Source organism: Rhodococcus sp. MT28, assembly GCF_058792695.1.
In genome coordinates this window covers 527750-551485 of record NZ_JBXAFD010000003.1, presented here as the reverse complement: position 1 = coordinate 551485, position 23736 = coordinate 527750, and the positions used below count along the sequence as shown (strand labels likewise).

Sequence of the window (23736 nt, the reverse complement as noted above, 5' to 3'; positions counted from 1 at the left end):
TCGAACGCTGCACGGTGGCAACGCTCTGTAGAACAATCTGGTCCGGTCATCTACTCCCGGTGGACACGAGGGGCACGTGCGTCGTGCAGGCGCAGTCACCGTTTGCGATGGTCGCCAGACGCTGAACATGAGTCCCGAGCAATTGCCGGAATGCTTGCTGCTCTGCCTCGCACAGTTCCGGAAACTCTTCTGCCACATGGGAAACCGGGCAATGGTGTTGGCAGATCTGCACGCCGTTGCCGACCGGCCGGGTCGACGCTGCGAACCCCACCGCATTGAAGGCTTCGGCGATTGCGTCCGCTGTCGCCTCGACGTTGTCGACATCTGTCGGATCAGCCGGTTCGACGTCTCCGACGATCGCCTGGACCCGACGCTTGGCGAACTCCTCGATTGCCGCGTCTCCGCCGATTTCACGGAGTTGCCGCATCGCGGCTCCCGCCAGATCGTCGTAGGTGTGGCCGAGGCGGCCGCGACCGGTCGCGGTGATCTGGAACTGCTTGGCGGGACGACCTCGTCCACGCTGACGCAGCGACGACGCCGAAGCGGTACGGGCTTCGCCCGACTCGATCAACGCATCCAAGTGACGTCGGACACCTGCGGCACTCAAACCGAGGCGCGTGCCGATTTCGGAGGCGGTAATGGGGCCTTCTTCGAGTAGCAGCTTGACCACTGCCGCCCGCGTCTGACCTTCGACGCTCACTGTCACCGGATTTGCGGCAGCACTCGGCGAGGCCGCTACAGTGGGCTGACCTGCAACTTCCTTGCTTCGTGGGTCTGACGCATTTCTTTTCACAACACAAGTGTGACGGAATTCTTTTCGCAGGTCTACTAAGGGCAACCTGCATTACATTCGGGAATATCCGGACAACGTACGTTGTTTGTGCTTGTCTGTCCGGCTGGATGGAGCCGCTACGCTGCCTGGTGTGCCGCAGACCCCCGAGAAGACGACGACCGCCCGATCGGCGCGCGCGATCCTGCTGGAAAAACCCAAGGCACTCGCGCTTTCCACAATCGGCGTTCGACCTTTCGGATCCGCTCCCCGGCAGAGTATGGCCGCGGTGCTGCACGGCGACGAGGACGAGCGCCCGGGCCTGAACGCGAAGGAAACCGCACAACTGCGAGGGATTCGCCGATTCGGCGCAACCGGCGCGGTCTTGATGGCAGTCGGAGCGCTCGGCGCCGGCGCACAACCCGTCCTGCAGAATCCGACCGCAGGACTTCGAGTCCTCAGCCTTCCCGGACGTATGCCGACGGTCTCACTCACCATGACGATGACCGGAACCGTGCTCGTCGTTCTGGCCTGGCTGATGATGGGCCGATTTGCAGTCGGGGACATACGCAGCCGTTCCGGCGCACCGCGGCGCATGACCCGTTCCCAGTTGGACCGCACACTCCTGCTGTGGATCCTGCCGCTCTCGGTCGCACCGCCGATGTTCAGCCGCGACGTCTACTCGTATCTGGCTCAAAGCGAAATCGCGGCCCGTGGACTCGATCCGTACGCCATCGGCCCCAAGGCGGCACTGGGCGTCGACCACGTTCTCACCCGCACGGTTCCGACGATCTGGCGCGACACCCCGGCTCCGTACGGTCCGTTCTTCCTGTGGCTGGGACGCGGGATCAGCTCACTGACCGGCGACAACATCGTGGCCGGAATCTTCTTGCACCGCTTGCTCGCATTGGCCGGCGTCGCGCTCATCGTGTGGGCGATACCGCGACTGGCCAAGCGATGCGGTGTCTCTGCCGTCAGTTCGCTCTGGCTCGGTGCCGCGAACCCGCTGTTGCTCTTCCACTTGGTGGCCGGCATCCACAACGAAGCGCTCATGCTCGGGTTGATGCTCGCCGGAATCGAGATCGCTCTTCGCGCAGTCGAAGGGTCCGGGCCCATCCGTGGGCGAGCGCTGTTCTATCTCGTTGCGGGATCAGGTTTGATCGCATTGTCGTCGACCGTCAAAATTCCGTCCTTGCTTGCACTGGGATTTGTCGGCATGGCCTTGGCCCGGCGTTGGGGTGGAACCTGGAAAGCCCTGGCGGGAGCCGCGATTCTCCTGGGCATCGTTGCCGCTGTCGTCACGTTTGTCATCAGCGTGGCCAGTGGGCTCGGTATGGGTTGGATCAACACCCTCGACACCGCCACGGCAGTCCGGAGTTGGATGTCCATCCCGACGCTCCTGGGCGTCGGCACGGGATTGGCAGGCGTACTGCTCGGACTCGGCGATCACACGACGGCGATCCTCACGATCACGCGGCCCATCGCAACTCTCGTCGCCATGCTCGTCACCGCACGGATGATGATCTCGGTCTACATGGGCCGCATCCATCCGGTCGGCGGACTCGGCATCGCGCTCGGCGCGATCGTTCTCCTGTTCCCCGTCGTTCAGCCGTGGTACCTGCTGTGGGCGATCCTTCCGTTGGCGGCGTGGGCCACCGCGCCGATTTTCCGCATCCCTGCCGTCGTCTTCACCTCGATCGTCAGCGTCATGTTGATGTCCAACGGCGCCGAATACCTTCCGTTCATGATCGTGCAGGCCGTCATCGCGACCATCCTCACCGCCGGAACGCTCATCGTCTTCACCCGCAATTCACTCCCCTGGCGTAGCGACAAGCCAGTAGCGGAGATCACGAAAGGCGGACCGGTAGACGAAGACAACTCGGCGGGGGCTTACGCTGATTCCCCGTGACCTCGAGAGCCTCCAGATCGTCGACGCCGGCGGTACAGATCCAGGGTGTCGTCAAGTCCTTCGACGGTGTTCGAGCCGTCGACGGTATCGATCTCACTGTCGAGACGGCCCAGGTCGTTGCCCTGCTCGGCCCCAACGGAGCCGGCAAGACAACCACCGTCGAGATGTGCGAAGGGTTTGTCACCCCCGATGCCGGCACGGTTCGAGTGCTCGGTCTCGACCCCATCGCCGACTCCGGTGAAGTCCGCTCGCGAATCGGCGTCATGCTGCAGGGCGGCGGCGCGTACCCCGGGTCCAAGGCCGGGGAAATGCTCGACCTCGTGGCCGCATACTCGGCCGACCCGCTCGATCCCGCCTGGCTCCTTTCCAAACTCGGCCTCACCGATGCGCGCAAGACCCCGTACCGCCGCCTCTCCGGAGGCCAGCAGCAACGACTGTCCCTGGCGTGCGCGCTGGTCGGGCGTCCCGAGTTGGTATTTCTGGACGAACCCACCGCCGGCCTCGACGCTCAGGCGCGCCTGCTCGTGTGGGAACTCATCGATGCTCTGCGACGCGACGGCGTGAGCGTCCTGCTCACCACACACCTCATGGACGAGGCCGAAGCGCTCGCCGACGAACTGGTCATCATCGACCACGGCAAGATCGTCGCGTCGGGAACGCCGGCGGAGGTCACCAGCAAGGGCGCCGAAGGACAACTCCGTCTGACGACGGTTCCCGGTTTGAGCCTCGATTCGCTGGCCGGTTCACTCGCCGGGTTCCGCATCGAGGAATCCAACCCCGGCACCTATGTCGTCGAAGGTGCAATCGATCCGGCAACCGTGGCGACTGTCGCAACGTGGTGTGCCGATCAGGACGTGCTGATCAACGACATTCGCGTCGATCAACGGAGTCTGGAAGACGTCTTCCTCGAATTGACGGGCCGGGAACTGAGGGGATGACGGAGATCAAGGTGATGAACGAAACAGCGTCGAACGGCCAGAGCAGTCCCATCAGCGTTGCCAGAGACCGACGGCTCGCCGAGAACCGCTTCGAGCCAGGCACCTTCTCGCCGGATCCCCGCCCCAATTCGGCGGCCAAGATGCTGGCGGCGCAGACCAAACTGGAGCTGACTCTTCTGCTCCGCAACGGTGAGCAATTGCTGCTCACCATGTTCATCCCGATCACCCTGCTCATCGGACTGTGTCTACTTCCGATCGGCGATTTGGGCGATTCTCGGGTCGATACCGTGCTCCCTGGTGTCATGATGGTTGCCGTGATGTCGACGGCGTTCACCGGACAGGCCATCGCCGTCGGATTCGACCGCCGATACGGCGCGCTCAAGCGACTCGGTGCAACGCCGCTACCGCGGTGGGGAATCATCGCAGGCAAGAGCGCTGCCGTCATCATCGTCGTGGCTCTGCAGTCACTCTTGCTCGGCGCTATCGGTTTGGCGTTGGGATGGCGTCCGTCGTTCGTCGAACTTGTACTAGGTGCAGTGGTCATTGCCATCGGTACTGTCACATTTGCAGCGCTTGGCCTACTGCTCGGCGGTACTTTGCGAGCAGAGATCGTTCTCGCGCTCGCCAACATCCTGTGGTTCATCATGGTGGGCATCGGCAGTGTGGTCTTCGCCAGCGGCGAACTTCCGACCGCCGTCCACACGCTGGTCCGCATTGTTCCGTCCGGCGCTCTCGCACACGCACTCGAAGCGGCCCTCGACACCTCGATGGACTGGTTTTCGATTCTCGTACTACTCATCTGGGCCGCAGTGGCCGGAGTCTGCGCAGCAAGGTGGTTCAAGTTCACGTGAGTACACGACGGACAGCTCAGATCGTCGGCTGTGTGGCCGCAACAGTCATGTTGTGTGCCGGACCCGCAACGGCGACCCCTTCGGTGTCCGGTCCACTCGCACCTGCAAATCCGTACCTCGGTCCCGTCGGTACTTCCACCATGCACGGTGACGCGGGCTCGTCCGACGTCACTCCGCTGCCCGGTCCAGGAACCGGCCCCCACGAGGTGACTGCTTTCCCGATGATGGCCGCCTGCCCGACGGTCCTCCAGGGTTCCGACGGCATGGTCGTCTCGCTCTGCACGACGATGATCGGCCAGATCCCGACCATCCATTTGATCGATCCGAAGGCCGACGCCACGCCGTTGGGTAGATCCGTAGCACAACTGCCGCTCGCGAAGGGCAGTCTGCTCGGCGGCGTCTACGCCTATCTCGACAACGAGAACCGTCTCGTCGCCGTCGACGGAAACCGTCAACTGGTCCGCATTTCCCATGCACAGAATCCGGACGGCAGTTGGCGGCTGGAACTCGCGGATGTCATCGATCTCAGTGGTGCGGTTGCCGCCGACGACAACGTCACCGGCCTCGCTCCGGACTGGGACGGCAATGTCTGGTTCGCCACCGGGCACGGCACCGTCGGGTATGTCGGCGCGGATCGAATCGCGCACAGCATTGCGCTCCCCGAAGGTGAACAGGTGCAGAACAGCATCTCCACCTCCCCGACGGGCACTGCTGTCGCAACGACCCACGCGCTCTACCAACTGAAGCGAAATGGCGACGAGGTCGTCATCGACTGGCGTCAGCCGTACGACCGCGGGCCGGCCCGTAATCCGGGTCAGCTCAGCTGGGGAACCGGATCGACGCCGACATACTTCGGCCCGTCGACGGGCAGCGATTTCTTGACCATCGTCGACAACGCCCACCCGACAGTGAGCTTGCATGTCTATCGCGCTGACACGGGCGCCGAGGTGTGCACGCAGCCGGTGTTGTCCGCTGCCAGCCAGGACGGCTCACCGAGCGGCAGCGAGAACTCCCCCGTCGGCATCGGTCATTCCGTCTACGTCGCCGGCACTTACGGATACCCGTACCCCACGACTCCTGAAGGTGCCGGTCCAGCGGTCCCCGCCACGGCACCCTTCAACGGCGGAATGACCCGCGTCGACATCGATCCGGTCGGCTGCCATGTCGTGTGGGACAACACGATTCGCAGCTCCGCGGTACCCCACCTCTCGACGGCTGACGGCTCGATTTACACCGTGACACGGGACGGTGCTCCGAACACCTCTCCGCTGGACGGTTACTCCTTCGCGGTGATCGACTCGAAGGACGGGTCGCAGATCGGTTCGACTCCGCTGCCGTCGACGATCCTCAACGACACCCTTCAGATGTCTGCACTCATCACCGAGTCGGGCGAGTACTTCCAGGGAACGATCTCGGGAATCGTGCGAGTTCGCGCGAACTGACGCGAGCTGGCCCCACGGCCGCGCAGTTCTGGTCTCGACGAGTCGGGGCAGGTGCGGAGCGAGCTGGCCCCAACGACGCGGGGCAGGTGCGGAGCGAGCTGGCCCCAACGACGCGGGGCAGGTGCGGAGCGAGCTGGCCCCAACGACACTGTGTAGTTGATGGGGAACTACGATCGTTGGCGTGGTGAATCGTGTGTATGCCGGATTTTTACGCTTGGTGGATCGACTACCTCTCCCCTCGCTGAAAACGCAGAAGATCATCGCGTTCATCGTGATCCTGACGCAGGGCGGCATCGCTGTCACCGGCGCGGTGGTGCGCGTGACGGACTCGGGACTCGGTTGCCCGACGTGGCCGCAGTGCTTCCCCGGTAGCTTCGTCCCGGTCGGCCACGGACAGGTCGCGGTGATTCACCAAGCCGTCGAGTTCGGCAACCGCCTGTTGACCTTCCTTGTCGTCATCGTCGCCGCTGCGATCGTGCTTGCGGTGACTCGCGCTCGCCGACGCAAAGAGGTGCTTGTCTACGCCTGGATGATGCCGCTCGGCACTGTCGTTCAGGCAGTGATCGGCGGTATCACCGTTCTCACAGGCTTGCTGTGGTGGACGGTCGCCATTCACCTGGTTGCGTCGATGCTGATGGTCTGGGTTGCCACGGTGATGTACGCCAAGATCGCGGAACCCGACGAAGCAACAACTCTGGTCGTGATGCCGAAGCCGCTGCGCTGGCTTACCGCGCTGTCAGGTGTCGCGCTCGCTGGCGTTTTGGTCGCTGGAACTCTCGTAACGGGCGCAGGCCCGCACGCCGGCGACAAGGGACTGGACCGGACGGTGCCTCGCCTGGAGATCGAGATCGTGACGCTCGTCCATCTGCACTCACAGCTTCTGGTCGGATATCTCGCGCTGGTCGTGGGTCTGACCTTCGGCCTGTATGCGGTCGGGACATCCGCAGCCGTGAAGATCCGTCTGAAGGTCCTGCTGGGACTGATCCTCGCGCAGTCGCTCATCGGTGTCGTGCAGTACTTCACCGATGTGCCGGAAGCTCTGGTGATCATGCACGTCGCCGGTGCAGGACTGTGCACGGCTGCGACCGCAGCAGTTTGGGCTGCGGGTAAGACCCGCCAGTACACGCCGACCAATTCGCCGATACCAGCTGTCTGACGCTTCAAGACACGTGTGGGGCGTAGGAACACCAAAAGGTGTTCCTACGCCCCACACGTCATTTCAGGATTCGTTGCGAGCTTTCGGGAACCGAGTCTGGTTGGCGACCCAACCGGCCATCTTCTTGAAATGGCCTTCCTGCGGGGTGACGATGCTCGTCAGTTCGCGCTCCCACTCGGCGACGGTGACGTTGTCGAAGGACGCGACGACCGCGTTTGCCCTGGCGAGGTCCTCGACGACCTGATCACCGAGGATGCCGTCGGCACCTACGAGGGTGATGCGAACGCCGGCCAGGCCGACCGGCTGGATGACGGCGCTGGCGGAGCCGCCGTGCTCGGCGACGAACTTGGTGATGGCGTTCACCGTGGACTTCGGCAGTTCCGGCGCGGACGGGGTGGCGTCCGACTTCTCGGTATCGGTGCTCATGACTCGACAATACTGGTCGGTAGCCCGGAAGCGACACCAGGCATGGACTGAGCGTCGGCCGCCTCGGGTGTAGAACAGAAACCATGCGAGCCATCTACGTGACCGAGACCGGCGGACCAGACGTTCTGACTCTGACCGAACAACCCGAACCGACACCCGGCCCAGGCGATCTACTCGTCAAGACCGAAGCGATCGGCATCAATTTCATCGACACGTACCTCCGAATGGGCCAGTACAAGCGTCCGCTCCCCTACATTCCCGGCGACGAGGGCAGCGGTGTTGTCGAAGCTGTCGGCTCCGACGTCAACGAATTCTCGGTGGGCGACCGGGTCGCGTGGGCCGCTGCCACTGGCAGCTATGCCGAGAAGGTGGCTGTTCCCGCCGCAGTCGCCGTGAAAGTGCCTGACGGTGTCCCGGCATCGGCCGCAGCGTCGGCGCTCCTGCAGGGGATGACAGCGCACTACCTCGCGAAGTCGACGTATCCGATCCAGAGCGGCGACACCGTGCTCGTGCACGCAGGCGCGGGCGGCGTCGGGTTGATCCTGACGCAGATGGCCGTCAGCCTCGGGGCGAAGGTCATCACGACTGTGTCATCGGATGCAAAGGAAGAACTCTCGCGTGGCGCGGGCGCCGCGGAGGTCCTGCGGTACGACGAGGACATCGCAGCGCGAGTCCGGGAGTTGACCGGCGGCGAAGGAGTAGCGGCGGCATACGACGGCGTCGGTGCGACAACTTTTGATTCGAGCTTGGCTTCCGTGCGCATCCGCGGCACGGTCGCTTTGTTCGGTGCGGCCAGTGGACCGGTTCCGCCTGTCGATCCGCAGCGGCTCAATTCGTCGGGTTCGCTGTTCCTGACGCGTCCGACGCTCGCGCATCACATTCGCACTCGAGAGGAACTGACCTGGCGTGCCGGCGATGTCTTCGACGCCATTGCGGCCGGGAAGCTCGATATTCGTGTCGGCGCCGATTATCCCCTCGCCGACGCGGCAACAGCCCATCGGGATCTGGAAGGTAGAGCAACGACCGGGTCGATCGTTCTGATCCCCTAGCGAAGTGCTGTGCGCCTTTATTAACCGCCCGCGGTGAAGAAAGGCGCACAGCAGAATCAGCTGAGCATGTCGCTGATCGTCTGCAGTCCGAGAACCGAGTCGACAGCGAGGCCGACGAACACGATCGCAAGATAGTTGTTGGACTGCAGGAACAGGCGGAGCGGTTTGACCTGAGCACCACCGCGAACGCTGCGGTACAGCTGATGTGCCATGAGCAGGAACCACGCACCGGCGACGATGGTGATTGCGGCGTAGATGACGCCCGACGCGGGGACGAGGACAAGCGTCGTGACGACCATTGCCCAGCTGTAGAACAGAATCTGCTTGGTGACGTGCTCTTCGGTGGCGATCACCGGAAGCATGGGAACACCGGCAGCTTTGTAGTCCTCTTTGTATCGCATCGCCAGCGCCCAGGTATGCGGCGGCGTCCAGAAGAAGATGATCAGGAACAGCACGACGGGCTGCCAGCTCAGCGACCCGGTGACAGCGGCCCAGCCCACGAGGACGGGCATACATCCGGCTGCGCCACCCCAGATGACGTTCTGCCAGGTACGACGCTTGAGAACCATCGTGTAGATGAGGACGTAGAACGCGATCGTGATCACGACGAGGATGCCGGCTAGGAGGTTGGCTCGCCACCACAGCCACAGGAACGACGCGAGTCCGAGAAGGAGCCCGAAGACGAGCGCGTTGCGCGTCGGCACCGCCTCGCGGGCCAGCGGACGCTTCGCCGTGCGCTTCATGACCTTGTCGATGTCGGCGTCGACAACGCAGTTGAGCGAGTTCGCACTCGCCGCGCCCATCCAGCCACCGAAGAGGGTGCTGAGGATCAGAACGATGTCGACCGTTCCGCGATCGGCCAGCAGCATTGCCGGAATGGTTGCCACCAACAGCAATTCGATCACTCGCGGCTTCGTGAGCGCGATATAAGCCAGAACCTTGCCCGTTGCGCGACCCCACACCGTATCGGTATTGGTCGCCCGCGGGGCGGCACCTGGGCTGCCGAAGCCATGTCCGCTCGGCTGTTGCCCTGTCCGCACGTTCTCTCCTTGCACCACGCGTTACCGCACTAACTCTTCACGACACACTGCTGACACTGTTCTCTACTACGAACGATGGTAGACCGCAGCCATTGAGGAACCGAATCGACCCGGACAGCCAGGACCATTAGGCTGGGTTACGCAGTGGAGGGACACCCCACCCTCGCAATCCACGTACACCATGTCAGGAGACATCTGCCAGTGTCGATCACAGACGAGATCCACGTCCTCACGCAACCCGTCCACCCCTCGGACTGGACCGACCTGGACACCAAGGCTGTCGATACCGCCCGCGTGCTCGCCGCCGACGCGGTTCAGAAGGTCGGCAACGGCCATCCCGGAACTGCAATGAGCTTGGCGCCGTTGGCATACACCCTCTTCCAGCGCGTCATGCGCCACGATCCTTCGGATGCAGAATGGGTCGGCCGTGACCGCTTCGTTCTCTCCTGTGGCCATTCATCCTTGACGCTGTACACCCAGCTCTACCTGTCGGGCTACGGTCTCGAGCTCGCTGACCTCGAAGCTCTCCGCACGTGGGGCGCACTGACCCCCGGCCACCCCGAGGTCGGCCACACCGTCGGCGTCGAGATGACCACCGGTCCGCTGGGCCAGGGCCTTGCGTCCGCAGTCGGTATGGCGATGGCTGCGCGTCGTGAGCGTGGGTTGTTCGATCCGGAGACCCCGGTCGGCTCCTCCCCCTTCGACCATCACATCTACGTGATCGCGTCCGACGGTGACATCGAAGAAGGCGTTACGTCCGAGGCCTCGTCTCTCGCCGGTGTCCAGGAACTGGGCAACCTCATCGTCTTCTACGACGACAACAAGATCTCCATCGAGCACGACACCACCATCGCTCTCGGCGAAGACGTCGGAAAGCGATACGAGGCATACGGCTGGCACGTTCAGCACGTCGAAGGTGGCGAGAACGTCTCCGGCATCCTCGACGCGGTTGCCGCGGCCAAGGCCGTCGTCGATCGTCCCTCCATCATCTTGCTCCGCACCATCATCGGTTTCCCGGCTCCGAAGAAGATGAACACCGGCGACGTCCACGGCTCCGCTCTCGGTGCCGACGAAGTTGCAGCGGTCAAGGAAGCCCTCGGCTTCGATCCGGCCAAGTCCTTCGACGTCGACGCCGACGCTCTGGCTCACGCCCGTGAGGTCGTCTCCCGCGGCGCCGACGCACGCAAGGCATGGCAGGTCGAGTTCGACGCGTGGGCTGCACGTGAGACCGAGCGCAAGGAACTCTTCGACCGCCTGTTCGCCGGTGAGTTCCCCGCCGGCTGGGCCGACGCTCTCCCGACCTACGAGGCCGACGCCAAGGGCGTTGCGACTCGCAAGGCCTCCGGTTCGGCACTCAACGCGCTCGGACCGATCCTGCCCGAGCTGTGGGGCGGCTCCGCCGACCTCGCCGGCAGCAACAACACCACCATCAAGGGCGCAGATTCGTTCGGCCCGTTCTCCATCTCCACCAACGACTGGAATGCGCAGCCTTACGGCCGCACGCTCCACTTCGGCATCCGCGAGCACGCGATGGGCTCGATCCTCAACGGCATCGCGCTTCACGGACCCACCCGCCCGTACGGCGGAACCTTCATGGTCTTCTCCGACTACATGCGTCCGGCGGTTCGCCTGGCCGCACTGATGAAGACTGCCGTCACCTACGTCTGGACCCACGACTCCATCGGTCTCGGCGAAGACGGCCCGACTCACCAGCCGGTCGAGCATCTCGCTGCTCTTCGTGCGATCCCGAACCTCGCCGTCGTCCGCCCGGGTGACGCCAACGAGACCTCGTTCGCATGGCAGGCAGCACTAGAGAACAAGACGGGCCCGACGGCTCTGGCACTCACTCGCCAGGACATCCCGGTTCTCGAAGGCACCAAGGAGAAGGCTGCCGAGGGTGTCAAGCGCGGCGCTTACGTCCTCGTCGACGCAGCCAACGGTTCGCCCGAGGTCATCTTGCTGGCGACCGGTTCCGAACTGCATCTGGCCACCGAGGCTCGCGAAACCCTCGAAGCCCAGGGCGTCGCAACCCGCGTTGTTTCCGTGCCGTGCCTCGATTGGTTCCTCGAGCAGGATCAGGCGTACCGAGACGAGGTCATTCCGCCCGCCGTGCGCGCGCGTGTGTCCGTCGAAGCCGGCATCGCGATGCCGTGGTGGCGCATCCTCGGCGACGCCGGTCAGGCCGTCTCGCTCGAGCACTACGGCGCTTCCGCCGATTACAAGACCTTGTTCCGGGAGTTCGGCATCACTGCCGACGCGACTGTCGAAGCCGCGCAGCGCTCCCTCGCAGCTGTGAAGGGATGATCTCGATGACACAGAACGTGAATACCGAAAAGCTCTCCGCTGCAGGCGTTTCCATCTGGCTCGACGACCTCTCGCGGGATCGCATCCAGTCCGGCAACCTGCAGAACCTCATCGACACGAAGTCGATCGTGGGTGTCACGACCAACCCGTCGATCTTCCAGGCGGCACTGTCCAAGGGATCGGCGTACGACGCTCAGGTCCGTGAGCTCGCACAGCGCGGCGCCGATGTCGACGCCACCATCACCGCGGTGACCACCGACGACGTGCGTGCTGCGTGCGACATCCTGGCTCCGCAGTTCGAGGCGTCGAACGGCGTCGACGGCCGCGTGTCCATCGAAGTCGATCCTCGCCTGGCACACGACACCGACGCCACCGTCGCGCAGGCGATCGAGCTGCACAAGATCGTCGATCGTCCGAACGTCCTGATCAAGATCCCCGCGACGCTGGCAGGCATTCCCGCCATCGCCAAGGTGATCGGTGAGGGCATCAGCGTCAACGTCACCTTGATCTTCTCGGTCGAGCGCTACGAGGCAGTCATGGGCGCATACCTGGAAGGTCTGGACACCGCCAAGGCTGCCGGCCGCGACATCTCGTCCATCGAGTCGGTCGCCTCGTTCTTCGTCTCCCGCGTGGATTCCGAGATCGACAACCGCCTCACGGCAATCGGCACGCCGGAAGCCCTCGAGCTTCGTGGCAAGGCTGCACTCGCAAACGCGCGTCTGGCGTACAACGCGTACCAGCAGATCTTCGAGGTGCAGCCGCGCTTCCAGGCTCTTCTGTCCGACGGCGCCAAGGCTCAGCGTCCGCTGTGGGCGTCGACCGGCGTGAAGAACCCGGATTACCCCGACACTCTCTACGTCACCGAGTTGGTTGCGCCGAACACGGTCAACACCATGCCGGAGAAGACGCTCGACGCTCTCGCCGACCACGGCGAGATCACCGGCGACACGATCTCGGGCACCGCTCAGGAGTCACAGGCGGTCTTCGATCAGCTCGCTGCAGTCGGCATCGATCTTGCGGACGTGTTCAAGGTCCTCGAGACTGAGGGCGTCGACAAGTTCGAGGTGTCCTGGAACGAGTTGCTCGACGCAACCGCCGAGCAGCTCCGCGCAGCAACCCAGAAGAGCTGAGCCTGTGAGCGATTCCGCGGCGGCATCAGATTGGGTGAATCCCCTTCGGGACAGCACCGACAAACGGCTTCCGCACATTGCGGGGCCCTGCGCCCTGGTGATTTTCGGTGTTACCGGCGACCTTGCCAGGCGCAAGCTCATGCCCGCCATCTACGACCTCGCCAACCGTGGACTGTTGCCGCCCGGATTCGCTCTGGTCGGGTTCGCCCGGCGTGACTGGACGGACGAGGACTTCACGAACGTCGTCCTCGAAGCAGTCAAGGACGGCGCTCGCACCAAGTTCCGTCAGGACGTCTGGGAGAGGCTCGCCGAAGGTATCCGGTTCGTGGAGGGCAGTTTCGACGAGGCCGAGGCCTTCCAGAACCTGTCCGACACGTTGGCCACGCTCGACAACGAACGTGGTATCGGCGGCAATCACGGTTTCTACCTTGCGATTCCGCCCAACGCGTTTCCTCAGGTGCTCGAGCAACTGTCGGCGTCGGGCCTCGCGCAGGCCGAGGACGGTCAGTGGCGACGAGTCGTCATCGAGAAGCCGTTCGGCCACGACCTCGAGAGCGCTCGCGAACTGAACGCCGTCGTCAACAAGGTGTTCCCCGAGGACACGGTCTTCCGTATCGACCACTACCTCGGTAAGGAAACCGTCCAGAACATTCTGGCTCTGCGCTTCGCGAACCAGTTGTTCGATCCGATCTGGAACGCGCACTACGTCGACCACGTTCAGATCACGATGGCCGAGGACATCGGCCTCGGTGGACGCGCGGGGTACTACGACGGCATCGGCGCGGCCCGTGACGTGATCCAGAACCACCTGCTGCAGTTGCTCGCGTTCACGGCGATGGAAGAACCCATCAGCTTCGAGCCGCTCAATCTGCAGGCGGAGAAGATCAAGGTCCTCTCGGCCACTCGCCTTGCCGAGCCCCTCGACGAGACCACCGCCCGCGGCCAGTACGCGGGCGGCTGGCAGGGTGGGCTGCCGGTGGTCGGGCTCCTCGAAGAAGACGGCTTCGCAGCGGACTCCATCACGGAGACCTTTGCCGCCATCACCCTCGAGGTCGACACCCGCCGCTGGGCGGGTGTGCCGTTCTACCTGCGCACGGGCAAACGACTCGGACGCCGTGTCACCGAGATCGCGGTGGTGTTCAAACGTGCACCGCACCTACCGTTCGACAAGACGATGACCGAAGACCTCGGCCAGAACGCTCTGGTCATCCGCGTGCAGCCCGACGAGGGTGTCACCATGCGGTTCGGTTCGAAGGTTCCCGGATCGAGCATGGAAGTCCGTGACGTCAACATGGACTTCTCGTACGGCCAGGCTTTCACCGAATCGTCACCGGAGGCGTACGAGCGACTCATTCTCGACGTGTTGCTCGGTGAGCCGTCACTCTTCCCGGTCAACGCCGAAGTCGAATTGTCTTGGGAAATCCTCGATCCCGTCCTCGAACACTGGGCAGCCGGCGGCAAGCCGGAACCCTACGAGGCCGGAACGTGGGGACCACCGTCTGCGGACGAAATGATGCAACGCACCGGACGCGAATGGAGGCGACCCTAGTGATTCTCGATTTGCCCTCCACCACCACGGTCCAGGTCAGCAAGAAACTGGTCGAGGTGCGTAAGACCGGCGGCGCTGTCACCTTGGGGCGAGTGCTGACGCTCGTCGTCTGCACCAGGGACACCGGGAATGCCGAGGAAGCCATCGAGGCCGCCAACGAAGCAAGCCGCGAGCACCCTTGCCGCGTCATCGTGCTTCTGCGTGGCGACGAGCAGAGTGAGCCCAGGCTCGATGCTCAGATCCGTGTCGGCGGGGACGCCGGCGCCTCGGAGGTTGTCGTGTTGCGTCTCTACGGTCCGCTTGCGGATCACGAGAGCAGCGTCGTCATCCCGTTCCTGCTCCCCGACACCCCGGTAGTCGCGTGGTGGCCCCTCGAGGCACCCGAGATTCCGGCGAAGGACCCCGTCGGGAAGCTCGCGATACGGCGTATCACCGATGCCACCGGCGCCCCCGATCCGACCGCCACCATCAAGGGGCGACTCGCGTCGTACACCGCCGGCGATACCGATCTCGCCTGGAGTCGCGTCACCTACTGGCGCGCGCTCCTCGCGTCGGCTCTCGATCAGCCGCCGCACGAGAAGATCACCTCAGCGGTGGTCTCCGGTCTCAAAACCGAACCGGCACTGGATATTCTCGCCGGTTGGTTGGCGGCCAAGATCGACGGTCCGGTCATTCGACGTACGGGTGAGCTGACGGTCGAGTTGAAGCTCGAGACCCGCAGTATCTCCATCAGTCGTCCGCAGGAGGGCACGACCGCTACGTTGATCCGCACCGGTCAGCCTGACGCGCTGGTTTCTCTGGGTCGTCGAGAGACACGCGATTGCCTCGCCGAGGAATTGCGTCGGCTCGATCCGGACGAGATCTACGAAGAAGCTCTGGCCGGATTGGAGAAGGTGAACTATGAGTGATGTTGTCGTGGAGAAGTTTTCCGACGCCGGCCAACTTGTCGACGCTGCCGCCGCACGCCTGGTCACGACCATCGTCGATGCCCAGAAGGCTCGCGGGTTTGCGTCCATCGTGCTGACTGGCGGTGGAACCGGCATCGCACTTCTCGAGAAGTTGCGTGAAGCTCCCGGCGACATCGACTGGTCGCAGATCGATCTGTACTGGGGCGACGAACGGTTCCTGCCGTCCGGCGATCCCGAGCGGAACGAAGTGCAAGCACGTGAGGCGCTTCTCGATCATGTGCCGGTCGATCCCGACAGGGTACATGCGATGGCCGCATCCGACGGTATCTACGACGGTGATCCACACGGGGCGGCGACGGCGTACGAACAACTGCTGGGCGCTCAGGCACACGGGAATCAGGTTCCGACGTTCGACGTGCACCTGCTCGGTATGGGCGGCGAAGGACACGTCAACTCGTTGTTCCCGCACACCGACGCTGTTCGCGAAGAAGCGCGTTTCGTAGTCGCGGTGACGGACTCCCCCAAGCCGCCACCGGTGCGGATCACCCTCACGTTGCCTGCTGTTCGGCGAGCCAAAGAGGTCTGGCTGCTCGTCTCGGGTGCTGCAAAGGCCGAGGCCGTTGCCAAAGCCGTCGGAGGTGCTTCGGCCGAGGACTGGCCGTCCGCCGGCGCCACCGGTTTGGTTGCGACACGTTGGTTCCTCGATACGGACGCTGCCTCGCAGCTTCCCTGATCTGATTTCACAGATCTGATTTCACACCGGTCGGGAATCGTCTTCCGGCGATTCCCGGCTTGGTGGTACGTCGACGACTTTCTCACCGTGGCGACTTTCGACTACCCGCCGAGTCCGGATCCGATGCGAATTTCCTTTTGACGGAACGGAACTCAATCCCGAGATCCCGTTTCTCCAACCGGCACTGCGCCCCACACAACGATTCATCTCTCCCCTTGCCTCCTTCATCCGAGTGATTACTACCTTGGACGCCGCGAAGTAAGGTTCGGTTCCGCAGATCGCGTTCACTCTTGAACGAAGCAATCCAGGCGAGAACAATCGAACAATGTCGTGGACACCGAATCCGGACGCACTTCGCGGGCGAGTGGCTGTAGTTGCCGGGGCGACGAGGGGCGCCGGACGCGGAATCGCCGCGGCCTTGGGCGAGGCCGGTGCAACCGTCATCTGCACTGGTCGGAGCACATCTGCCGGAATTCTTCAGTCGGACTATCCGCGCGGAGAGACCATCGAAGAGACGGCAGAGTTGGTCACCGAACTGGGCGGCGTCGGCGTGCCGATTGCCGTCGATCATCTCAAGAGCAAACAAGTGGCTGATCTCGCCGAACGCTTGCGAATCGACTATCACCATATCGACATCTTGGTCAACGACATCTGGGGCGCGGAATTACTCAAGGGTGGGCCGGCGGAGTGGAACACGCCGGTATGGGAACACGATCTGGACAAGGGGTTTCACATTCTGCGCCTGGCGATCGACACCCACATCACCACGTCGCACCACCTCCTGCCGCTCATGACCGATAGGCCAGGCGGACTGGTCGCCGAAATAACCGATGGCACTACCGAATACAACGCATCGAACTGTCGTATCTCGGTGTTCTACGACTTGGCCAAGGTGTCCGTGAACAGGCTCGCATTTTCGCAAGGCCACGAACTTGCCCCGTTCGGATGTACTGCCGTCGCCATCACTCCCGGGTTCCTGCGATCGGAGATGATGCTGGACAATTTTGGTGTCGGCGAATCGAATTGGCGGGACGCTCTGTTGCCGGAGCGGGATGGTCCGACTGCGCCCGCGGATTTCGCACGCTCCGAGTCACCAAGATTCATCGGACGTGCGATCGCGGCCATCGCTGCCGATCCGAATCGACAGCGATGGAATCAGCGATCGGTCAGTTCAGGCGAACTCGGAACGGAATACGGGTTCACCGACGCGGACGGCAGCCGCCCCGATTTCTGGCGGACCAAATGAATCCGGCTGCGACTATGATCCGCGCATGGCCGAATTCGCGACGATCGACGAATACATCGCTTCGTTTCCCACCGACGTGCAACCAGCCCTCGAGAGTATCCGCGAGACGATTCACAACACGGTTCCAGGCCTCGATGAGACCATCAGCTATCAGATGCCGACCATGACGGTGAACGGAAAGAACCTGATTCACTTCGCAGGCTGGAAAATCCACATCTCGATGTATCCGCTCCCGGCGGGTGACGCCGAGTTCGAGAAGTCCGTCGACCCTTACCGGGCTGCGAAATCAACGGTGAAGTTCCCGCTGAACAAACCGATCCCTCTCGATCTCGTGGCTCGGATCGTCGAATTGCTCGCGCAGCGCCACTAACATCCGTTCTCGTCGGAGCCTTGTGAGAACGTATGGCCGTGCAGAGACAACCCATCCGCCGCATCAAGGCTGGGCCATCGTCGGGCGCCGACGTAGGCAGCTGGCCGATGACGGTACCCGCTGTTGCGCAGATCGTTCAGGACGGTCTCGAACTTCCACCGGGTGTCACCATTCTGGTCGGCGAAAACGGAGCGGGAAAGTCGACCGTCATCGAAATTCTTGCCGCCGTTCTCGGTCTCAATGCCGAAGGCGGGTCGACCAATACGCGGCATCAGACTCGATCGAGTGAACCGGGCGGCCTCGACCTTGTGGTCGAGCGGAGTCCCGGCGCATCGAAGTGGGCGTACTACCTCCGAGACGAAACCCTGCACGGTTTGTACACGTACTTGGAGGACAACCCCAATCCCAAGCGACCTGAACCGCTTTACCATCACCTCTCCCACGGTGAGGCGCTGCTCGAGATCCTGTCGTCGAGGACCTCCGACGGCGGCTTCTATCTCATCGACGAACCCGATGCCTCACTCTCCTTCCAGGGGACCCTGACACTGGCGGCGCTGCTCGGCGAGCTGGTGGAATCCGGCGCGCAGGCGGTGATCGCGACGCACTCGCCGATCATCGCGGCGCTGCCGAACGCCAACCTGCTCGAGATCGGAGAATGGGGAATCCGAGCCTCGAGCTGGGAGGACCTCGATCTGGTGTCGAACTGGCAGCGGTTCCTCCACGACCCGCAGACGTACCTGCGCCATCTGATCTAACCTGGAACTCCACCCAAGGAGGCCTCCATGGCATACGACAAAGCGCTGGCTGAGCGTATCCGCGATGCGCTCTCGGGCGAGGACGACGTCGAGGAAGTAAAGATGTTCGGTGGGCTGAGCTTCATGGTGAACGGGAAGCTGGCCGCCAGTGCGAACTCACACGGCAACATCATGGTTCGGTGTGACCCCGATCGAGTCGACGAGCTTCTGACGCACAAGGGTGCAAGTTGGCCCGAGATGCGGGGTAAGCCGATGAGCAAGGGATGGATCGTCGTCGACCGAACCGGGACGAGTTCGAACGTCGAATTCAACGCGTGGATCAAGGAAGCTCTGGACTTCGTTCACTGACAGTTGGGGTGCGTTGCCGAAGATATCTGACGAGACTGGTGTGGCCGCGGGCTCTCGCGTCGATGAGGGACTGAACCGTGCCCGATCGACCTGAGATTGTCTGTATCTGCGGCTCTGCGCGATTCGCTGAAGAGATGCGGGAGGCGAACCGCGACCTGACGTTCGCGGGCGTGATCGTCGTCGCGCCGGTTGAAGCAGACGAGGCGGTCTCTGTCGAGCAGAAGAACCTGCTCGACGCGCTCCATCTGCGCAAGATCGACCTCGCCGATCGGGTTCTGGTCGTCAACCCTCGCGGATACATCGGTGAGTCCACGCGCCGAGAGATCGCGTACGCGCGCGCCGCCGGCAAACCAGTGTCGTTCACGACGCCGTTTGAACAGTAAGCGCCTCGTCGGTGCGGGCTGCAACGAATGTTCTCACGCCGAGTTGCTCGAGCCCTAGCGCCGGTTCAATCAATTTCGCTCGATTCGGCAAAAGTGAACTGGGCGGCCCTTAGACTCCGGAAAAGCATTGGATTGGGCGGCTCGACGCCGCGGAGGAAAGGTGGTCCGTCCCGTGACGTTCACACCCAATCAGCCGGATCACCAACGCGCCTTCGGGTTTCAGCTGCCGTCGACCCGCGCAATTCCCTCCCTCATGCCCGACCGTTTCGGACCTAGCCTCATCGGATCGCTCTGGGCGTGCGCCGGGATCGTCGCCGGAAGCCTCGGCCCGTGGACGTCATCCTCCGCACTGGACCACAGTGGTATCGACGAATGCGGAGTGATCACTCTCGTCCTCGCTCTGTGTGCGGTGACCGCGCTGATCACCCTCATGGTTCGAGACGTCACGCCCGAGATCAAGAATCACTGCACCGGCCCTTTGGTCGGAATCGCGGTCTTGATCGTTGCCGTCGGAAACGCCGCGTCCATCGTGCGACGTAGTACCGAGTTCGCAGGGCACACTGCCGGACCGTCCATCGGGTGGGGACTGTGGGTGGTCATCGCGTCCGCAGTGATCCTGTGCATCACGTCGTCGACCGTCGCGCACATGATCAGGTTTCAGGCAGCAATGATCACAAGGTCTTGATCAGACCGCCGTCGATCACGAAATCCGCGCCTGTCACGTTCCCCGCACGATCGCTGGCGAGGAACAACACCAGGTCGGCAACCTCTTCGGGGAAGGTGAACCGCCCAGTCTCGGCTCCGGCCGCGGCGCTTTCGACGATGTCGTCGGCGGCTGATCCGCTCGCCTTCGCCAGCGTCGAGGCCACTCCGTGCTTGCCGAGCCACAACTCCGTTTGCACCGGGCCAGGGCTGACGGTATTGACGCGGATCCCCTGCCCGCCCAGTTCTTTGGACAACGACTTCGAGAAGTTGGTCAACGCCGCTTTGGCGGCGCTGTAGTCGATCACCGTGGGGTCAGGTAAGAATGCGTTGACCGAACTGATCGTCACGATGCTCCCGCCACCTCGGCGGATCAACTCCGGCAGCGCAGCGCGAACAGTGCGTACAGCCGACAAGAACGTCAGATTGAACGACGCCGCCCACTCTTCGTCTGTGATGGCCGCGAAACCGCTCGTTCTCGGGGTGACGGCGCCGACGTTGTTGACCAGGATGTCGACGCCGCCCCTCGCTGCTGCAACCTCGAGCAGTCGGGTTGATCCTTCGACACTCGCGAGGTCGACGCCGACAAAGGTGACGGCGCCGCCGGACTGCAGCGATTCGAGTTCCGGCGAGAGCGTCCGCGAGCCCGCGACGACGTGGACTCCCTCGGCCACCAGGGCCCGAGTGATCGCCAACCCGATACCTTTTCCCGCGCCGGTAACGACGGCAGTTCGTCCGTCCAATTGCAGATCCACTGCGGTCCCCGTTCGGTCCGGTGCGCAGCGTTGGGTGTGCGTGCGACAGCTCTAGAGTCGCCGCACGCACACCCTGGTAAACCTGCAGAACCAGCCGCTGTTACCTAGCCACTGTTACGAAGCGCAGTGGCAAGGCCGTTCATCGTCAGCTGGATACCCCGACGCACCTGATCGCTCTCGTCGCCGGAACGGTACCGACGGATCAGCTCGACCTGTAGATGGTTGAGAGGTTCGAGGTACGGGAACCGGTTGTGGACCGACCGCTCGAGGCCCGAGTTGTCGGCAAAGAGGTTCTCGTTGCCCGTGATTGCCTTGTACATGCGAATTGTGCGTTCGTGCTCGTCGGTGATCATTCCGAAGACTCGATCGCGCAGTTCGGCGTCGGGCACGAGGTCCGCGTACCGGGCCGCCAAACCGAGATCCGACTTCGACATCACCATGGCCATGTTCGAGAGCACGGTTCGGAAGAACGGCCACTTCTCGTACAGGGCCGTCAACGTGGCAAGCCGAGTGTCGTCTCCGTCTATCCATCTTTCGAACGCGGCGCCGGTTCCGTACCAACCCGGAAGCATCACGCGAGACTGACTCCACGAGAGCACCCAGGGAATCGCTCGCAGATCGGAGATCGCCTTGGTCTGCTTGCGCGAGGCCGGACGAGAGCCGATGTTGAGTGCCCCGATCTCGGCGACCGGTGTCGACGCTTCGAAGTACTGCACGAATCCTGGTGTGTCGTGGACCAATTCGCTGTACGCGGTGCGGGCGAGGGCCGCGAGCTCGTCCAGTACCGCGTAGGCAGCGTCGGCATCGCTGCCGAGTCCTTCGACGTCGAGCAACGTCGACTCGATAGTCGCGGCGATGAGTGTTTCGAGGTTGCGATGTGCCAGACGCGGTTCGGCGTACTTGGCCGCAATCACCTCACCCTGCTCGGTGATTCGCAGAGAACCAGCGACTGCACCGGGAGGCTGAGCCAGAATCGCTTCGTAACTCGGTCCGCCGCCACGTCCGACGGTTCCGCCGCGGCCGTGGAAGAGCCTCAACCTGATTCCGCTCTTACGCGCGGCATCGACGAGGTCGAGCTCGGCACGGTACAGCGCCCAGTTGGCAGCTAGATAGCCACCGTCCTTGTTCGAGTCGGAGTACCCGAGCATCACTTCCTGACTGTCACCGCGAGAACGGACGATCGCACGATAGATCGGGATGTCGAGCGTCGCCAGCAATGTGTCGGCGCCGCCCTGCAGATCCTCGATCGTCTCGAACAACGGGACGATTCCGATCGGGCAGGAGGGTTCGCTGCCGACGCCCGGATCGAGCACCCCGACCTCTTTGAGCAGCACTGCGGCCTCGAGCATGTCACTGACCGAGGTACACATGCTGATGATGTAGTTGGGTACCGCACCCGCTCCGAGAACCCGCACTGCCTTGGCACCGGCCGCCATGATGGCCAGTTCCTTGGTGGTCAATTCGCTGAACTCGGCGTCCGGCGAAGTCAGTGGTCGCCGCGTCGTCAACTCGGCCGACAGCAATTCGACTCGATCGGCTTCCGGCAAGGACGCGTAGTCCGGGTGAACTCCGGCCCACGCCAGAAGTTCTGCGACGACGCTTTCGTGTACCTCGGAGTTCTGCCGCATGTCCAGACCGGACAGGTGAAAGCCGAACACCTCCACCGCTTCTCGGAGCCGATCGAGTCGATCGTCGGCGATGGTCTCGTCACCGAAACGACGCAACGAGGTGTCGATGATTCCGAGATCCCGCTGCAACTGTGCCGGGTCGGTGTACGCCTCGAGTCCGTCGTCGGAGCCGTGGGCGGGCAACTCCCCCAGTACCGTCAGTGCTGTGGCGCTCAAGCGCCCGCGGATACCGCGAATCGCGCGACGGTACGGCTCGTCGGCCCGGAAGGCAGAGTCGTCGCCGGAGGTAGACGCCAGCAGATCGAGTTCGGGCGTGACGGAAACCAGCCGCGCCGACATCGACAGTTCACGCTCGAGATGTTCGAGTTCCTCGAGGTGATGCTCGAGAGCAGTCGCCGCAGCGCGCGACGTGGCGCGCTGGACGATTTCGCCGGTCACGTACGGATTGCCGTCTCGGTCACCGCCGATCCACGAACCCGGCCTCAGGATCGGTTCCGGCAGCAGGCCAGCTTCCGGCCAACGCGCGCGCAGAGCTTTGCGAACCTCCGCATTGATCTTCGGAATCACCTCGAACAACGCTGCGTCGTAGTAGCGCAGGCCTACCTCGATTTCATCCTGGATGCGGAGGCGGCTGAGCCGGATCAGAGCCGTCTGCCACAGGGTCAGGATCTGACGGCGCAATTGCAGATCTACATCAGCGGTTTCTGCGACGCTCAGCGCCGTGCGCTCGCGGTATCGCATCAACTCGGTGATCCGACTCTGCGTCTCGAACACCGTACGGCGTCGAGTCTCCGTCGGGTGAGCGGTGATGACGGGTGAGACCAGGGCGCCCCGAAGCGCTTCTTCGACGGTGGCCGAATCGATATCGGCTGCATCAAGTTTGGTGTACGTGGCCGCGAGAGTGCTGTCGCGGGGCGGTTCCCCCGCATTGACGTGGATGGCCCGTCGACGCTCGCGATGGATGTCCTCGGCCAGGTTGGCGAGCAGTGCGAAGTGACTGAACGCCCGGATGACGGGAATGGCGTCGTCCGTACTGATTTCGGCGAACAGCGACACCAGTTCGGCGCGATCGATCTCCGAACGACGGACTCGGAACGACTCGACACGGGCTCGCTCGACCAGATCGAACACATTGTCGCCGGCTTGCTCTCGCACTATTTGTCCGAGTATTCCGCCGAGAAGCCGGATGTCTTCGCGCAGCGGCTCGGTGGCCTCTCGCGGTGTTTCTCGATGCGACGCGGTTTCAGTCATCACACAATTATCGACCGAAACAAAGAACCCCGCTCGATAGGCGGGGTTCCGTGTCTGAAATTCGTGTGTGAAAAACTACCGGCTGTAAGTCATG

Annotated in this window: 22 protein-coding genes; 17 read left to right on the top strand and 5 right to left on the bottom strand. The window is 63.3% G+C overall.

The features are described from left to right. Positions 1-46 precede the first annotated feature (46 nt). Complete coding sequence (locus AC1Q6C_RS15345; RefSeq protein WP_269455348.1) at positions 47-793, bottom strand: helix-turn-helix transcriptional regulator; 747 nt, start codon at positions 791-793, stop codon at positions 47-49. A gap of 130 nt (positions 794-923) precedes the next feature. On the opposite strand from AC1Q6C_RS15345, the gene mptB reads away from it, so the two are divergent. The 5 genes from mptB to AC1Q6C_RS15320 all read left to right on the top strand — a co-directional run bounded on the left by mptB (position 924) and on the right by AC1Q6C_RS15320 (position 7065). Beyond that, a complete protein-coding gene (gene mptB, locus AC1Q6C_RS15340; RefSeq protein ID WP_003944776.1) occupies positions 924-2678 on the top strand; it encodes a polyprenol phosphomannose-dependent alpha 1,6 mannosyltransferase MptB in 1755 nt (584 codons plus the stop codon). Continuing rightward, a complete protein-coding gene (locus AC1Q6C_RS15335) occupies positions 2675-3616 on the top strand; it encodes an ABC transporter ATP-binding protein (RefSeq protein WP_007727917.1) in 942 nt (313 codons plus the stop codon). Before mptB ends, AC1Q6C_RS15335 begins: the two co-directional genes overlap by 4 nt. A 14-nt stretch (positions 3617-3630) precedes the next feature. Then, a complete protein-coding gene (locus tag AC1Q6C_RS15330; protein WP_371684328.1) occupies positions 3631-4467 on the top strand; it encodes an ABC transporter permease in 837 nt (278 codons plus the stop codon). 47 nt (positions 4468-4514) lie between these two features. Continuing rightward, complete coding sequence (locus AC1Q6C_RS15325; RefSeq protein WP_230359906.1) at positions 4515-5909, top strand: hypothetical protein; 1395 nt, start codon at positions 4515-4517, stop codon at positions 5907-5909. 181 nt (positions 5910-6090) lie between these two features. Further along, positions 6091-7065, top strand: coding sequence for a COX15/CtaA family protein (locus AC1Q6C_RS15320; RefSeq protein ID WP_230359861.1), 975 nt, complete (start codon positions 6091-6093; stop codon positions 7063-7065). Positions 7066-7128: 63 nt separating this feature from the next. Here AC1Q6C_RS15320 and AC1Q6C_RS15315 read toward each other — a convergent pair whose 3' ends face one another. Next, complete coding sequence (locus AC1Q6C_RS15315; RefSeq protein WP_492666683.1) at positions 7129-7491, bottom strand: hypothetical protein; 363 nt, start codon at positions 7489-7491, stop codon at positions 7129-7131. Between the two features lie 83 nt (positions 7492-7574). Between AC1Q6C_RS15315 and AC1Q6C_RS15310 the strand changes: the two genes are divergently transcribed. Next, positions 7575-8540 (top strand): quinone oxidoreductase family protein, encoded by a 966-nt coding sequence (locus AC1Q6C_RS15310; protein ID WP_230359860.1) that lies wholly within the window; start codon positions 7575-7577, stop codon positions 8538-8540. Between the two features lie 56 nt (positions 8541-8596). On the opposite strand, the gene AC1Q6C_RS15305 is transcribed toward AC1Q6C_RS15310, so the two are convergent. Continuing rightward, complete coding sequence (locus AC1Q6C_RS15305; protein WP_003944994.1) at positions 8597-9580, bottom strand: heme o synthase; 984 nt, start codon at positions 9578-9580, stop codon at positions 8597-8599. Between the two features lie 201 nt (positions 9581-9781). Here AC1Q6C_RS15305 and tkt point away from each other — a divergent pair, with 201 nt between their 5' ends. The 11 genes from tkt (at position 9782) to AC1Q6C_RS15250 (ending at position 19991) form a co-directional block, all read left to right on the top strand. Then, a complete protein-coding gene (gene tkt / locus AC1Q6C_RS15300) occupies positions 9782-11884 on the top strand; it encodes a transketolase (RefSeq protein ID WP_003944976.1) in 2103 nt (700 codons plus the stop codon). 5 nt (positions 11885-11889) lie between these two features. After that, the gene (gene tal, locus AC1Q6C_RS15295; RefSeq protein WP_064114350.1) at positions 11890-13014 is read left to right on the top strand and encodes a transaldolase; all 1125 of its coding nucleotides are present in this window, start codon (positions 11890-11892) and stop codon (positions 13012-13014) included. Between the two features lie 4 nt (positions 13015-13018). Continuing rightward, positions 13019-14563, top strand: coding sequence for a glucose-6-phosphate dehydrogenase (gene zwf / locus AC1Q6C_RS15290; protein ID WP_030536404.1), 1545 nt, complete (start codon positions 13019-13021; stop codon positions 14561-14563). Further along, positions 14563-15471 carry a glucose-6-phosphate dehydrogenase assembly protein OpcA gene (opcA, locus tag AC1Q6C_RS15285; protein WP_230359858.1) on the top strand — a complete coding sequence of 303 codons (909 nt, stop codon included), beginning with the start codon at positions 14563-14565 and terminating at the stop codon, positions 15469-15471. The genes zwf and opcA overlap by 1 nt, the downstream gene beginning before the upstream one ends. Continuing rightward, complete coding sequence (pgl, locus tag AC1Q6C_RS15280; RefSeq protein ID WP_007727943.1) at positions 15464-16204, top strand: 6-phosphogluconolactonase; 741 nt, start codon at positions 15464-15466, stop codon at positions 16202-16204. The genes opcA and pgl overlap by 8 nt, the downstream gene beginning before the upstream one ends. 325 nt (positions 16205-16529) lie before the next feature. Further along, positions 16530-17450, top strand: coding sequence for an SDR family oxidoreductase (locus tag AC1Q6C_RS15275; RefSeq protein ID WP_230359857.1), 921 nt, complete (start codon positions 16530-16532; stop codon positions 17448-17450). A gap of 25 nt (positions 17451-17475) precedes the next feature. Next, complete coding sequence (locus AC1Q6C_RS15270; RefSeq protein ID WP_230359856.1) at positions 17476-17820, top strand: iron chaperone; 345 nt, start codon at positions 17476-17478, stop codon at positions 17818-17820. Positions 17821-17852: 32 nt separating this feature from the next. Further along, complete coding sequence (locus AC1Q6C_RS15265) at positions 17853-18575, top strand: AAA family ATPase (protein ID WP_230359855.1); 723 nt, start codon at positions 17853-17855, stop codon at positions 18573-18575. Positions 18576-18602: 27 nt separating this feature from the next. Continuing rightward, a complete protein-coding gene (locus tag AC1Q6C_RS15260; RefSeq protein WP_003944891.1) occupies positions 18603-18923 on the top strand; it encodes a TfoX/Sxy family protein in 321 nt (106 codons plus the stop codon). A 134-nt stretch (positions 18924-19057) separates the two neighbouring features. Then, a complete protein-coding gene (locus tag AC1Q6C_RS15255; RefSeq protein WP_230359854.1) occupies positions 19058-19306 on the top strand; it encodes a hypothetical protein in 249 nt (82 codons plus the stop codon). 172 nt (positions 19307-19478) lie between these two features. Next, positions 19479-19991, top strand: coding sequence for a hypothetical protein (locus AC1Q6C_RS15250; RefSeq protein WP_007727952.1), 513 nt, complete (start codon positions 19479-19481; stop codon positions 19989-19991). Here the strand turns inward: AC1Q6C_RS15250 and AC1Q6C_RS15245 are convergent. Beyond that, positions 19978-20763 carry an oxidoreductase gene (locus AC1Q6C_RS15245; protein ID WP_042919818.1) on the bottom strand — a complete coding sequence of 262 codons (786 nt, stop codon included), beginning with the start codon at positions 20761-20763 and terminating at the stop codon, positions 19978-19980. The genes AC1Q6C_RS15250 and AC1Q6C_RS15245 overlap by 14 nt on opposite strands. A gap of 104 nt (positions 20764-20867) precedes the next feature. Continuing rightward, positions 20868-23642 (bottom strand): phosphoenolpyruvate carboxylase, encoded by a 2775-nt coding sequence (gene ppc / locus AC1Q6C_RS15240; RefSeq protein ID WP_050656345.1) that lies wholly within the window; start codon positions 23640-23642, stop codon positions 20868-20870. Positions 23643-23736: the final 94 nt, after the last annotated feature.

Bases quoted from the DNA above. Each gene is read 5' to 3' on its own strand.
- AC1Q6C_RS15315 (WP_492666683.1), bottom strand. From the start codon at position 7,491: ATGAGCACCGATACCGAGAAGTCGGACGCCACCCCGTCCGCGCCGGAA.
- AC1Q6C_RS15265 (WP_230359855.1), top strand. From the start codon at position 17,853: ATGGCCGTGCAGAGACAACCCATCCGCCGCATCAAGGCTGGGCCATCG.
- AC1Q6C_RS15275 (WP_230359857.1), top strand. From the start codon at position 16,530: ATGTCGTGGACACCGAATCCGGACGCACTTCGCGGGCGAGTGGCTGTA.
- AC1Q6C_RS15255 (WP_230359854.1), top strand. From the start codon at position 19,058: ATGCGGGAGGCGAACCGCGACCTGACGTTCGCGGGCGTGATCGTCGTC.
- AC1Q6C_RS15270 (WP_230359856.1), top strand. From the start codon at position 17,476: ATGGCCGAATTCGCGACGATCGACGAATACATCGCTTCGTTTCCCACC.
- AC1Q6C_RS15325 (WP_230359906.1), top strand. From the start codon at position 4,515: ATGTTGTGTGCCGGACCCGCAACGGCGACCCCTTCGGTGTCCGGTCCA.
- AC1Q6C_RS15330 (WP_371684328.1), top strand. From the start codon at position 3,631: ATGAACGAAACAGCGTCGAACGGCCAGAGCAGTCCCATCAGCGTTGCC.
- pgl (WP_007727943.1), top strand. From the start codon at position 15,464: ATGAGTGATGTTGTCGTGGAGAAGTTTTCCGACGCCGGCCAACTTGTC.
- AC1Q6C_RS15310 (WP_230359860.1), top strand. From the start codon at position 7,575: ATGCGAGCCATCTACGTGACCGAGACCGGCGGACCAGACGTTCTGACT.
- tal (WP_064114350.1), top strand. From the start codon at position 11,890: ATGACACAGAACGTGAATACCGAAAAGCTCTCCGCTGCAGGCGTTTCC.
- AC1Q6C_RS15260 (WP_003944891.1), top strand. From the start codon at position 18,603: ATGGCATACGACAAAGCGCTGGCTGAGCGTATCCGCGATGCGCTCTCG.
- ppc (WP_050656345.1), bottom strand. From the start codon at position 23,642: ATGACTGAAACCGCGTCGCATCGAGAAACACCGCGAGAGGCCACCGAG.